We start from the raw sequence: 12,579 nt of genomic DNA on the forward strand, positions 1-12,579 counted from the left end.
ATTTAGTGGCGTTTCATCTTTTCTTTATGTTTAATAACCTGCCGATCGAGTTTATCAATCAGCCCGTCAATAGCCGCATACATATCGGTGTGCTCTGAATCAGCGAAAATTTCGCCGCCATTCAAATGCAGCGTAGCTTCCGCTTTTTGCGTTAACTTTTCAACATTTAAAATGACATGGACGTTATTTATGTGGTCAAAATGACGTTCCAGCTTAGAAAACTTGGTATCGACATAGTCACGCAGAGCGTCAGTAATTTCGATATGATGACCGGTCAGATTAATTTGCATAACATCTTCCTTCTGTTTGTCCAAGATTCAGATAAGACGTTTGCGTTGGCTCGAGGGCGGAATATTCATGGCCTCACGATACTTCGCAATTGTCCGTCTAGCTACTTGGATACCCTGTTCGGCCATGAGTTCAGTTAATTTACTATCACTGAGAGGCTTCTTGGGGTTCTCCGCAGCAACTAGCTTTTTCAATACCGCTCTAATTGCGGTAGAAGAAGCATCTTCTCCATTATCCGTTGCCAATTGGCTAGAGAAGAAGTACTTCAATTCAAACACACCTTTAGGTGTATGCATATACTTTTGTGTGGTTATTCTTGAAATAGTTGATTCATGCATCTCTACTGCGTTAGCAACGTCAGCAAGAACCATAGGCTTCATCGCCTCAGGGCCATATTCAAAGAAACCTTGCTGACGTTGCACTATGGTTGCAGCTACTTTCAGTAAGGTATCGTTACGGCTCTCAATGCTTTTAATAAACCACTTTGCAGCTTGCGTATGCTGCCGAATATACTGTTGTTCTTCAGATTGCGAACCACTTTGCAGCAGCGCCGCATAATCTTCGTTCACCTTTAGTTTAGGCAAACTTTGCGAATTTAGCTCTACTGTCCAGCGATCATTTTTTTTGCGCACCAGCACATCAGGAATCACATAATCGTCATCACCTGCACCAAAACCGTCCCCAGGATGTGGTTGTAGCTGCTGAATCAGCGCTAGTACTTGGCTTAAATCGGCTTCTTGAATACGTAATCGCCGCGCCAGATTGCGATAATCGCGCTGGGCGAGCAACGGCAAATGTTTTTCAACGGCTTGCAGAGCTAAGTTCAGGTAGGGAGTATCGTTAGGAAGATGTCGTAGCTGAATTAATAAACATTCGCGCACATTGCGAGCGCCAACGCCAATCGGATCAAAATGCTGAATTCGTTTGAGCACCACAGCTACTTCGGCAAGCTCAACTTGGATGAGCTCGGGGTGTTGCTGTCGAATCGCTGGCAATAGTTCTTCTAATTCAGCCGTTAAGTAGCCGCGCTCGTCAATACTATCTATCAACAGCGTAGCAATGGCTTCATCAAGGGGAGAAAAATGTGACAGTCGCATTTGCCATAACAAGTGCTCTTGTAAACTTTCACTGGTACTGCCCTGATAGAGGGTATCTTCACCATCGTAAGCTGTGCCAGAACTACCTAAAGAAGCCGAGTAGCTTGGTTCCCAGCTCTCCTCGGCAGCAGCGACATCAGTTTCGCCTTCAGCGCTTTGGTCGGCCACCTCAAGCAATGGGTTTTCATCCAGAGCTTGTTGTACTTCTTGCTGCAATTCTAAGCTAGAAAGTTGCAACAGTTTGATGGCCTGTTGCAGCTGTGGGGTCATGCTCAGCTGTTGACTAAATTTGAACTGCAGGCCTTGTTTCATCATGATAGCTACAGCGTAAACTGGTCGCCCAAATACACGTCTTTCACATGCTGATTATTAAGAATGGTTTGGGCATCGCCTTGCGCGATAAGCTCGCCATGGCTAACAATATAAGCATGTTCACAGACGCTTAGGGTTTCGCGCACGTTGTGGTCGGTAATGAGCACCCCGATGCCACGTTTGCGTAGGTGTTCGATAATCTTCTTGATGTCCAGCACGGAAATCGGGTCAACCCCAGCAAAGGGCTCGTCCAACAAGATAAACTTTGGCTCAGCCGCCAGCGCCCGTGCAATTTCAACCCGGCGTCGTTCGCCCCCAGACAGACTCATGCCTAAGCTGTTGGCGATATGGCTGATGTGAAACTCTTCCAGCAAGCTATCAAGCTTATCTTCACGCTGGGCCGCAGATAGTTCTTTGCGGGTTTCGAGTATCGCCAAAATATTATCGCGCACCGTCAGCTTGCGAAAGATGGAGGATTCTTGTGGTAAATAGCCAATCCCAAGGCGAGCGCGTTCATGCATAGGTAATAACGAGATATCGCGGTCGTCTAACTTAATCAGGCCTTTGTCGTTATTCACTAAGCCAACGATCATATAAAAAGTGGTGGTTTTTCCGGCACCATTAGGGCCCAGCAAGCCAATCACTTGGCCTGCTTCAACAGTTAAACTAACGTCTTTAACAACTTGGCGTTTTTTATAAGATTTGGCTAAATGTTCAGCTACTAATCGGCTCATGGTTGCTCGTTGTTCTTATCGTCTTGTTGTTTCGGCATGTAGATGGTGGTTACGCGGTCGGTATCTTTGTCACCACGCGTGGTCATTTGCTGTGTAGCAAAGTTATAAACCATCTCTCCACCACGACTGACGCTGTTTCCTTGCGCAACTTCAACATTCCCCCGCAACGTCAGTAACTGTTGCGCTTGGTCATAAATGATTTGGTTGGCCTTGGCAGTGATAACACTACCGTCTTCTAATTGTTGGGTATAAACCGCCGGTGCCCCTTCAGCGATAAACACAGCATCTTCGGCCTCACCTTCACGCTCTACTGATAACTTGTCAGCGGTGATTTTTAAGCTGCCTTGCTCGATGATGACGCTACGTTCAAACACCACAATTTTATTAGCAATATCAACCCAATCGCGCTCAGCATTGATGCGAATGGGCTGATTAAAGTCGTCTTTGCCTTGGCTAAGTGCTGCGTTAGAGAATAATGCAGCACTTAGCACAAGACTACTGAGAATTAGTTTGGCGACCGGTATAAATGGTTTCAACATGTTTCGTTAGTTCCAGAGTTTGAGCGCGTAAGTTAGCATGCATGCCTTCGCCTCGAATAGTAAAATCACGACCGTACATCACCACCGCTTGCTCAGTCGTCATGGTTTCGGCCAAAGTATCAATGGTTAGGTAGCTGGTTTCAACCCGTTCTAAAAAATCTTCGGCGGTTAAGCTACGCATTAAAATATTACGTTCTAACACCAAGCTTTTGTCGCCATAAAAAGAGCCAGCCTCAGCTGCCACCTGCCACACCGGACCTCCATCACGGGTGTGCACAATGTAGGTCGGCTGATCTAACTCGGTTAAGCCGATCGGGCTGTAATGAGTCATTTTCTCTGCAGCAATCCGATGCGCTAAGGTACCATCCTCACTGTAAACCCGCACAATCAGGCCCTGTGCGGTAAAATCAGGCTTGATCTCACGATAGCCCGCTGGTTCATCGGTGAGGTCTTGATCTCCAAAAGGACGCCACACCAATAGCGCTAAGGTGGCAAAGATGATGGCGATAATCACCACAAGATTACGGGTCATAAACTGACTCCACCGTGCAGTTGCAATTGTCCTTGGCTAAGTAAAATCAGATCACTCAGCTCACGAACTGCACCAAAACCGCCGCGCTGCGAGGTCACATAAACCGCGTGTTGCTGCACAAAGGGATGGGCATCGTGAGGCGCTACTGCCACTGCGCACTGCTGCAGCATCGCGAGATCAGGTATGTCATCACCCATACAGGCAATGGCCTGATCCGTTAACTGATATTTCTCCGCCAGCTGCTGGTAGGCGCTGAGTTTATCTTCTTGGCCTTGATAGATATCGCTGACGCCGAGCGCGTGCATGCGGTTTTCCACCAGTGCTGAACGGCGTCCGGTGATAACCGCAACCTTGATGCCGGCGTTAAGAAGTGCTTTCACCCCAAACCCATCGCGGGTATGAAAAGCTTTAAGCTCTTCACCTTGGTTGCCTAAATAGATCCGGCCGTCTGAAAACACGCCATCCACATCAAAAATGACCAGTTTGATTTGGGCGAATTTATCCATGAGCAGGCTTTCAATATCACCGTACCAAGTACTAATCATGGCTGGGGTTGCGAGACCAAAACTCATTAGAGGACTCCTGCTTTTAACAGATCGTGCATGTTCAAGGCGCCTTGGGCAAAACCCTGCTCATCCACCACAAATAACCCGTTGATTTTTCGGTCTTCCATTAATTTTAATCCCTGTGCAGCAAGTACATCGGGCTTTATGGTAATGGGATTTGGCGTCATCACTTGGGCAATCGCGGTGGTATGCAAGTCAATGCGCTGATCTAAAATACGGCGCAAATCACCATCGGTAAAAATACCTACTAAGCGGCCTTGGTCGTCAGTGATACCTGTCATGCCCAGACCTTTGCGTGACATTTCTAACAAGGCGGCGCTGATAGTTACTTGCTGATTGACCAGCGGGGTGCGCTCACCCGCGTGCATCACATCATGGATGTGCAGTAACAACCGCCGGCCCAAGCTGCCACCGGGATGCGACATGGCAAAATCATCGGCAGTAAAGCCGCGCGCATGCAGCAGCGCTACCGCCAACGCATCACCCATGACTAAGGTCGCAGTAGTGGAGGAGGTCGGTGCCAAACCTAACGGGCAGGCTTCTTGCTCAACGGCGATGCAAACATGCACGTCAGAGAGCTCGGCCAGAGTTGAGCGTGGATTACCCGTCATGGAAATGAGCTTGACGCCGCGTCGCTTAATTAACGGCGCAATGCTAAGCACTTCAGCAGTTTCACCTGAGTTAGAAATGGCGATCACCACATCCTGCTCGGTAATCATGCCGAGGTCACCGTGGCTAGCTTCGCCAGGGTGCACAAAAAAGGCGGGAGTACCGGTGGAGGCCAAGGTTGCGGCAATTTTACCGCCAATGTGGCCCGATTTACCCATACCAATCACAATCGCCCGTCCCTTACATGCCAACAGTAACTCGCACGCAGTAGCAAAGTTTTCATCAAGAAAACGGCTTAATCCACGCACCGCGTCGGTTTCTATATCAATGACTCGTTGGCCAAGCGCGGCAAACGTCTGTTTGCTGGTCGTGGTCGGGTTGTGTTCGGTCATGTTGGGCCTCATATGCTAGTGCAGCCAAAGTAGATGACAAGTTAATGATGACAATGTAATAACGCAATAATACCCGATCGTTTTCTTCTTTGCAGACGTAATGTGACCACTGATAACGATTTGTCACAAATTTTACGGCTTTTTGGTGGGGCTTCTTGACGAAATCGGGTAAACTAGGCGGTCACGTAAAGGAGACTATCTTCGCATGCTAACCACTACTCTCGAGGGTAATCCCGAGCACTTGGTTGAGATAGATGACATCTATTTTCACTACAATCACAGTACTCACAATTTATACGAAGGCCTGTCGATGGCCATCCCACGCGGTAAGATCACTGCGGTGATGGGTCCTAGCGGCATTGGCAAAACAACCTTGTTGCGCCTAATTGGTGGCCAACTACGCCCGCAACAGGGGCAGATTCGCTTTGCCGGGCAAAACATTCCTAGCCTCAAGCGCAGCGAATTGTATCAATTACGCAAGCGCATGAGCATGTTGTTTCAAAGCGGTGCCTTGTTCAGCGACATGACAGTGTACGACAACATTGCCTTTCCGCTGCGTGAACATAGCCGGCTGTCAGAAGAACTGATTGAAACCATTGTGCTGCTAAAATTAGAGGCGGTGGGTTTGCGTGGCGCTCGGCATTTGATGCCAGCGGAGTTGTCTGGCGGTATGTCGCGGCGGGCTGCCTTGGCGCGTTCAATAGCGTTAGACCCAGAGCTGATCATGTATGATGAGCCCTTTGCCGGCCAAGATCCTATTTCGATGGGCGTGATAATCAAGCTGATCAAAGAGTTGAACGAGTCGCTCGGGTTGACGAGCATCATCGTCACCCACGATGTTGAAGAAGTTCTTACGATTGCCGATTACGTGTACATCATTGCCGACAAACAAGTGGTTGGGCACGGTACGCCAGAACAATTATTAAGTTCAGATAATGCCTTGGTGCATCAATTTTTACACGGCGAAGCTGATGGTCCGGTGCCTTTCCATTACCGTGCACCGACCTTGGCCGACGAATTATTAGGAGCTGGCGATGCTAAATAAAGTTGCTGCCCTCGGCCAAGCTACCCTCAATAGTATTGCTGGCGCAGGGGCGGCGTTAATCATGCTCACCCGAGCCTTGGTTGGCAAACCGCAGTTACGCAAATCTTGGCCGTTGCTGATGCAGCAAATGTACTCGGTTGGGGTGATGTCGCTGATTATTATTGTGGTCAGCGGACTCTTCATCGGCATGGTGCTGGGCTTGCAAGGCTATACTATTTTGGTGGATTTTGGCGCCGAACAGTCGTTAGGGCCCATGGTGGCGCTATCCTTGTTGCGTGAATTAGGGCCGGTAGTCACTGCTTTGCTGTTTGCAGGGCGGGCTGGCTCGGCACTAACAGCAGAAATTGGCTTAATGAAAGCCACTGAGCAATTATCCAGTTTAGAAATGATGGCCGTAGATCCGCTGCGCCGCGTGATTGCCCCACGTTTTTGGGCCGGCTTATACAGTATGCCAATTCTAGCTGCGGTGTTTTCTGCCGTGGGTATTTATGGCGGCTACTTGGTTGGCGTGCGCTGGTTAGGCGTCGACGACGGCGCTTTTTGGTCGGTGATGCAAGCTAACGTTGAATGGGGTCATGATATTATGAATGGCATCATCAAAAGCGTGGTGTTTGCTTTTGTAGTTACTTGGATAGCGCTGCACAAAGGCTTTAACTGCACGCCCACCTCGGTAGGTATTAGTAAGGCCACCACTTCGACTGTGGTCACTGCCTCGTTAGCCGTACTTGGGCTAGATTTTGTTTTAACCGCTTTGATGTTTGGATGATCACTATGGAATCGAGAAATACTCAGTTAGCAGTTGGTTTGTTTGTCATTATTGGTGTGTTGGCGTTGTTGTTTCTAGGCTTACAGGCAGCTAATACCAATGTTGCCACCGCGGGTGAAACTTATCGCTTGTATGCCAAGTTTGATAATATCGGCGGTTTAAAAGAGCGCTCGCCAGTTAAAGTAGGTGGTGTGGTTGTAGGCCGAGTGAGCAAGATCACCCTTGATGGTGATTACTACGAGCCTCTGGTCGAAATGGTGATTAGCAAACAATACAATGAATTTTCTGACACCACATCGGTCTCAATCTTAACTTCTGGATTATTAGGCGAGCAGTATATTGGTCTAAATCCAGGCTTTATCGATGACACCGTACAAATGTTAGAAGACGGTGATCGCATTTACGACACTAAGTCGGCCTTGGTATTGGAAGACTTGATCGGGCAGTTCCTGTTTAGTCAGGGTAATGATTAAGGAGTAAAGTATGAAGCAATTAATCGCAAGTATTTGGCTTTCTTTGATGGCAGCTGTTGCTATCGCTCCGGCGGCAGCCGATGAGCTGATCCGCGAAGATAACCCTTATGTGTTGTTAGAGAAAGTAGCCAACAAAACGCTAGAGCGTATTGAGCAAGATCGCAGCAAAATTGATGCAGATATTGACTATGTTCGCGTGGTTATCCGTGAAGAAATGATGCCGTACGTAGATTATGTTTATGCTGCGAAGCGGGTGCTAGGCCGTAACCTCACCGAAACCACTGAAGAGCAACGGCAAGAGTTTTATAGCGTGTTTCGTGAGTATTTGATTGCCACTTATGCGCGTGCCTTTACTCAATACGACGAAACTAAGCATACCATTCAGTTTGGTGATGCGGGTCGCTTTGATGCGGATAGCCGCATGGTTGTGGTGAATACCCGCTTGATTGAGCAAGGTCGTCCACCAGTGCGTATGGATTTTAAAATGCGCTTTGATAACAACCAGGATATCTGGCAAGCCTTTGACCTCGTAGTAGAAGGCGTGAGCTTGTTAAATAGTAAGCAAACTGAAATTGCTGGTGTGATTCGTAGCCGCGGCATTGACGGAACCATTAGTTTATTGCGCGACAAAGCGCAGCAGCCGATTACCGCTAACGACCAAGAGAATGCCGAATAACTAGTAGGCATGGCCAAGGCCGTGAGTAAGTACCGAAGGAGCACCCTCATGAGTAACTGTCAGTGGACCATTGATGCACACAACGCAGTGCAGTTTAGCGGCGAGTTAACCCGCGACACCGTACCGCCGGTGTGGCAAGAACGCCAACAATGGCTGAATGCGCGTGACCATGTGGTGTTGAATGTAACCGAGGTAACTAAGGTAGATACCGCTGGGGTTGCGATGCTGGTGAATGCCAAAAAGCAGGTTGGCTTACAACAGCGCGAGCTTAGTATTGTTGGAGCCAGCCCCCAGCTACGCGCTATTATTAGTGTTAGTGGGGTCGCCGAAGTGCTAGATGTGCCCTTTGCCGGGCCAACGGCAACCCCAACCAAAGTGAAAGTAAGCCATTCATCTATTGCCAAAAAACGTTGAGACTATGATTACAACTGAATCGATTCAAACCTTGATCACCGATGCCCTGCCGGTAGACGAAGTACTGGTTAAACTAGATGGCAGCCATGCCAACATTACCGTGGTTGGCGAGCTATTTGCGGAACTATCGCGGGTGAAAAAACAGCAAGTGGTTTATGCACCATTAAAAGCGATTATCGCTAGCGGTGAATTACATGCGGTCTCTATCAAAACTTATACCCCAACTGAATGGCAGCGTGAGAAGAAACTCGCGATGCTGAGCTAATAGGACTCAGCAATGCAAAAACTAGTGATTCAAGGCGGCACTTCGCTGCAGGGTGAGGTGGTCATTTCGGGCGCTAAAAATGCGGCACTCCCCATCTTAATGGCGGCTATCTTACCGTCAGAGCCCGTTACCTTAACTAATGTGCCAGCCTTACAGGATGTCCGCACGAGCTTGAAATTATTAGCTGAACTGGGCGTTACCAACACTGCATTGGGGCCTAACAGCTACGAAATTCAGCCACAAGGTCTGCATCATCATGTAGCTAGTTACGACTTGGTGAAAACCATGCGTGCTTCTATTCTGGTTTTGGGGCCGCTACTCAGTAAGTTTGGCGAAGCCCAAGTATCCTTGCCTGGCGGCTGTGCAATAGGTGCCCGCCCGGTCAACTTGCACATTGAAGGGCTACGCCAGATGGGCGCCACCATTACCGTGGAAAACGGTTACATCCATGCCAAGGTCGATGGCCGATTACGCGGTGCGACCTTATTGATGGATATGGTGAGTGTGACTGGTACTGAAAACTTGATGGCAGCGGCAACCTTAGCTGACGGCGTGACTGTGATTGAAAATGCGGCGCGGGAGCCTGAAGTGGTAGATCTCGCCCGCTTTTTAAATGCTATGGGCGCAGATATTCGTGGCGCAGGTACGGATACCATCACCATTCATGGGGTAGAGCGGCTACATGGTGGCAGCTATAGTATTCAGCCAGACCGGATTGAGACTGGCACCTTCTTGGTGGCTGCATTAGCCACCGGTGGTGATGTTACCTGTCGTAACACGGATCCAACCATGCTGGATGCAGTGTTGAAAAAGCTAACTGAAGCGGGCGCAACCATTACCAAAGGCGCTGATTGGATTCGTTTGCAAGCGCCAACGCGGCCGCAGCCAGTGACTATTGTAACGGCACCACATCCAGCTTTCCCAACGGACATGCAGGCGCAGTTTTGTGCCTTGAATGCCATCGCGGATGGCACCGGTTGGGTGCGCGAGACTATTTTTGAAAACCGCTTTATGCACGTGCCCGAACTACGTCGCATGGGCGCCAATATTGAGCTGGAAGGTAACACTGCGATTTCTAAAGGGGTTGCAGAGCTGACCGGTGCGCAGGTGATGTGTACGGATTTACGCGCCTCAGCCTCGTTGGTGATTGCGGGTTTAGTAGCCAAAGGTGAGACGGTGGTGGAGCGTATTTACCACATTGATCGCGGTTATGAAGCCATTGAAAAGAAACTGCAGGGATTAGGCGCTAATATTCAGCGTATTGCTTAATGCCAAAGTCAAGATTGCAACAAAGAAGCCACAGCAACCGCTGTGGCTTTTTTATACGGCTTAATCTGCTAAGCGGGTGATAGTCACCTGTGTGGTAAATTCTTGATTGGCTCGTAAATAACGAACCTCAACCACAGTACCCGGGCGGGTTTTAGCAACTAACGCTAAGCCTTCCGCAGCCGATGACATGGGCTTGCCATCAATCTCAATAATAAAATCGTCGGCTTGCAAGCCGGCTTGATCCGCAGGGCTATTAGGATCCACTCCAGTGACATAAATACCTGATTGTTTGTATGGATCTGAATGGGCGTTACCGCCCACCTGCACGCCGAAATAACCGCGTACAACTTCACCTTCAAGAATCAAGGTATCCATGATGTCTTTGGCAAGTGGGTAGGGGATAGCAAAATAAATACCATCAATACCTTGGCCGCGAGCATCACGAAAACGGGCATTATTGATGCCCACTAAGTAGCCTTGGCTATTCACCAAAGCGCCACCAGAAGCACCTTCGTTGATCACTGCATCCATTTGAATGAGATCCGCATGGCTATGAATCACTCCCATCCGACCGCCACTCGCACTGACAATCCCCTGCGTGATGGTCTGCCCGAGATTAAGAGGGTTACCGATAGCCAACACCACATCGCCCACTTGCGTGCGCAACTGATTATTTTGCGGAATCACAGGTAAGTTATCGGCTTGGATCTGAATCACCGCCAAATCACTGATTTTATCCAAGCCAATCACCTGGCCACTGTATTGGCGACCATCCTGCAGGGCGACGTCAATTTCACTGACATTAGCAACCACGTGAGCGGCAGTAAGAATGTGACCTTGGTCATCCATAATCACGCCAGACCCTAATCTAAATACCGTGCTCGGCCGGCGTGAATAAAACGAACCCTGCACTTCACCCACGCTGTAAATATTCACCACAGCAGGTGCGGCTCGGCGCACGGCTGTCGCATAGCTAGCCGGTGAATTATCCAGTTGTAAAGGCGTGGTGGCAGGATTTTGCAGTAGTGGCAGCGCTACAATCACTAGGGCAGCGACAATAAGTCCGAGAATAACCGAACGAGCAATAAAGAAGAGCCCTGTACGAAGCGTCATGATTGAAGTTTGCCTTTCTATAAGTCTAGTTATTATTGTTAAGTGAGCTAAAAGAATAACACCTATTAGCAAAGAAGGCAGCACTGGCTGCCTTCTTTTGCACTTGCTTGGTGCAGTTAATTAAGCGACTTAGCCGCCGCGCAACACCAAATAGAGCTCGGTATTACCGCGTCGTAAGTTCAAGGCAACCACTGGCCCAGCGTCATTAAAGGCTTGGCGTAACTCACTGATTGAGCTTACTGGGGTGCGGTTGACGGCCATGATCACGTCATCTTTGCGCAAGCCATAGCGAGCCGCCACAGAGCCTTCCTCAATGCTGGTGATTACCACCCCATCATTATCGTTTGCTGCCAGCTCGACACCAGCCAGGGCCGGGTGCAAGGTGGCTGCGACGACCGCAGTATCATCAGCCACTAAGGTCACTTTAAAGTCACGTTTTTTGCCATCGCGCAATACCGTAATCTTCATTTCCTTGCCAGCACCGATGGTACCCACGCGAGCAATTAAATCAGCAAAGGTGCGAATGGTATCGCCATTCACGGCGATAATCACGTCACCAGATTTTAAGCCAGCTTTGGCGGCAGCGCTGTCGGCAATGACCTCACCAATAAAGGCACCTTGGTTGGCGTCTAATTTCAATGCTTTGGCGATGTCATGAGTTAAGTCGTTGCCACGCACACCCAGCACACCACGGCGCACCTCACCAAATTCAATCAGCTGTGCCACTAAGTTCTTCATCATATCTGACGGAATCGCAAAACCTATACCGATATTGCCGCCGTTAGGGCCTAGAATTGCGGTATTGATGCCAATCAGCTCGCCTTTTAGCGTCACCAAGGCACCACCTGAGTTACCGCTGTTAATTGCTGCATCGGTTTGAATAAAGTTTTCTACTTCTTCAATGCCTAAGCCGCTACGGTCTAACGCACTAACAATGCCTGAGGTTACTGTTTGGCCAAGCCCGAAGGGGTTACCGATAGCCACCACAAAGTCACCTACACGCAAATCAGATGAGGTACCAATTTCTATATCCGTCAGGTCTTCGCCATCTTCAATTTTTAGTAGGGCAATGTCTGAACGATCATCAGTGCCAATCACTTTTGCATCAAATTGCCGCCCGTCTTTGAGGGTGACTAAAATTTCGCTGGCACCGTCAATCACGTGATTATTGGTGACGACGTAACCGGCTTCGGCATCAATAATCACGCCCGAACCTAGGCCTTGAAACGGCCGTTCTTGAACTTGTTCACGTGGGCCATTGGGGCCAAAGAAGAACCGAAACATGTCAGGCACCCGTTGCCGCACTTCACGTTTACCTTTTACTGAGATATTCACCACCGCTGGGGTGACTTCTTCCAGCATCGGCGCTAGGGTAGGGGTTTCATCACTTTTGCCAAAAAATGGGATGCTGGCTGTAGCTGGAGCTATAGCAACTGAGCTTGCTAGCGCTACGGACGCCACTACCGCCAAAAATTTTGTCTTCATTCAC

At 49.1% G+C, this 12,579-nt stretch carries 16 protein-coding genes; 7 read left to right on the forward strand and 9 right to left on the reverse strand.

All coding sequences use genetic code 11. The annotated features are described in order from the left end of the window. Window positions 1-2: 2 nt before the first annotated feature. The 7 genes from hpf to AB8S08_RS01585 are packed head-to-tail and all read right to left on the reverse strand — an operon-like array spanning window position 3 to window position 5,069. Complete coding sequence (hpf, locus tag AB8S08_RS01555; RefSeq protein WP_110075986.1) at window positions 3-290, reverse strand: ribosome hibernation promoting factor; 288 nt, start codon at window positions 288-290, stop codon at window positions 3-5. A gap of 27 nt (window positions 291-317) precedes the next feature. Continuing rightward, on the reverse strand, window positions 318-1,697 hold the full coding sequence (locus tag AB8S08_RS01560) for an RNA polymerase factor sigma-54 (protein WP_369744212.1): 1,380 nt from the start codon (window positions 1,695-1,697) through the stop codon (window positions 318-320). 8 nt (window positions 1,698-1,705) lie between these two features. Continuing rightward, window positions 1,706-2,431: an LPS export ABC transporter ATP-binding protein gene (lptB, locus tag AB8S08_RS01565; protein ID WP_153826452.1), complete on the reverse strand. Its 726-nt coding sequence runs from the start codon at window positions 2,429-2,431 to the stop codon at window positions 1,706-1,708. After that, window positions 2,428-2,970: a lipopolysaccharide transport periplasmic protein LptA gene (lptA, locus tag AB8S08_RS01570; RefSeq protein ID WP_369743192.1), complete on the reverse strand. Its 543-nt coding sequence runs from the start codon at window positions 2,968-2,970 to the stop codon at window positions 2,428-2,430. The genes lptB and lptA overlap by 4 nt, the downstream gene beginning before the upstream one ends. Next, window positions 2,927-3,502 carry an LPS export ABC transporter periplasmic protein LptC gene (lptC, locus tag AB8S08_RS01575; RefSeq protein ID WP_110075983.1) on the reverse strand — a complete coding sequence of 192 codons (576 nt, stop codon included), beginning with the start codon at window positions 3,500-3,502 and terminating at the stop codon, window positions 2,927-2,929. The genes lptA and lptC overlap by 44 nt, the downstream gene beginning before the upstream one ends. Beyond that, on the reverse strand, window positions 3,499-4,074 hold the full coding sequence (gene kdsC, locus AB8S08_RS01580) for a 3-deoxy-manno-octulosonate-8-phosphatase KdsC (RefSeq protein WP_369743194.1): 576 nt from the start codon (window positions 4,072-4,074) through the stop codon (window positions 3,499-3,501). The genes lptC and kdsC overlap by 4 nt, the downstream gene beginning before the upstream one ends. Beyond that, complete coding sequence (locus tag AB8S08_RS01585; RefSeq protein ID WP_369743195.1) at window positions 4,074-5,069, reverse strand: KpsF/GutQ family sugar-phosphate isomerase; 996 nt, start codon at window positions 5,067-5,069, stop codon at window positions 4,074-4,076. Before AB8S08_RS01585 ends, kdsC begins: the two co-directional genes overlap by 1 nt. A gap of 205 nt (window positions 5,070-5,274) precedes the next feature. Here AB8S08_RS01585 and AB8S08_RS01590 point away from each other — a divergent pair, with 205 nt between their 5' ends. The 7 genes from AB8S08_RS01590 to murA are packed head-to-tail and all read left to right on the forward strand — an operon-like array spanning window position 5,275 to window position 9,977. Further along, window positions 5,275-6,114 carry an ATP-binding cassette domain-containing protein gene (locus AB8S08_RS01590; protein WP_110075981.1) on the forward strand — a complete coding sequence of 280 codons (840 nt, stop codon included), beginning with the start codon at window positions 5,275-5,277 and terminating at the stop codon, window positions 6,112-6,114. Beyond that, window positions 6,104-6,880 (forward strand): lipid asymmetry maintenance ABC transporter permease subunit MlaE, encoded by a 777-nt coding sequence (mlaE, locus tag AB8S08_RS01595; protein ID WP_110075980.1) that lies wholly within the window; start codon window positions 6,104-6,106, stop codon window positions 6,878-6,880. The genes AB8S08_RS01590 and mlaE overlap by 11 nt, the downstream gene beginning before the upstream one ends. A gap of 5 nt (window positions 6,881-6,885) precedes the next feature. Further along, entirely contained in the window at window positions 6,886-7,353 is a 468-nt protein-coding gene (gene mlaD, locus AB8S08_RS01600) for an outer membrane lipid asymmetry maintenance protein MlaD (RefSeq protein ID WP_110075979.1), read from the forward strand. 10 nt (window positions 7,354-7,363) lie between these two features. Beyond that, window positions 7,364-8,029 carry a phospholipid-binding protein MlaC gene (locus AB8S08_RS01605; RefSeq protein ID WP_369743197.1) on the forward strand — a complete coding sequence of 222 codons (666 nt, stop codon included), beginning with the start codon at window positions 7,364-7,366 and terminating at the stop codon, window positions 8,027-8,029. 48 nt (window positions 8,030-8,077) lie between these two features. Next, window positions 8,078-8,443 carry a lipid asymmetry maintenance protein MlaB gene (locus tag AB8S08_RS01610; protein WP_162014529.1) on the forward strand — a complete coding sequence of 122 codons (366 nt, stop codon included), beginning with the start codon at window positions 8,078-8,080 and terminating at the stop codon, window positions 8,441-8,443. A gap of 4 nt (window positions 8,444-8,447) precedes the next feature. Continuing rightward, window positions 8,448-8,708 (forward strand): BolA family protein, encoded by a 261-nt coding sequence (locus tag AB8S08_RS01615; protein WP_110075976.1) that lies wholly within the window; start codon window positions 8,448-8,450, stop codon window positions 8,706-8,708. Between the two features lie 12 nt (window positions 8,709-8,720). Then, the gene (gene murA, locus AB8S08_RS01620) at window positions 8,721-9,977 is read left to right on the forward strand and encodes a UDP-N-acetylglucosamine 1-carboxyvinyltransferase (RefSeq protein WP_110075975.1); all 1,257 of its coding nucleotides are present in this window, start codon (window positions 8,721-8,723) and stop codon (window positions 9,975-9,977) included. A gap of 60 nt (window positions 9,978-10,037) precedes the next feature. Here murA and AB8S08_RS01625 read toward each other — a convergent pair whose 3' ends face one another. Both AB8S08_RS01625 and AB8S08_RS01630 read right to left on the reverse strand, forming a co-directional pair. Then, a complete protein-coding gene (locus AB8S08_RS01625) occupies window positions 10,038-11,090 on the reverse strand; it encodes a trypsin-like peptidase domain-containing protein (RefSeq protein WP_369743198.1) in 1,053 nt (350 codons plus the stop codon). Between the two features lie 129 nt (window positions 11,091-11,219). After that, a complete protein-coding gene (locus tag AB8S08_RS01630) occupies window positions 11,220-12,575 on the reverse strand; it encodes a DegQ family serine endoprotease (RefSeq protein ID WP_369743200.1) in 1,356 nt (451 codons plus the stop codon). Window positions 12,576-12,579: the final 4 nt, after the last annotated feature.

This window comes from Pseudidiomarina sp. PP-1MA, assembly GCF_041200125.1.
Lineage (GTDB): Bacteria > Pseudomonadota > Gammaproteobacteria > Enterobacterales > Alteromonadaceae > Pseudidiomarina > Pseudidiomarina fusca.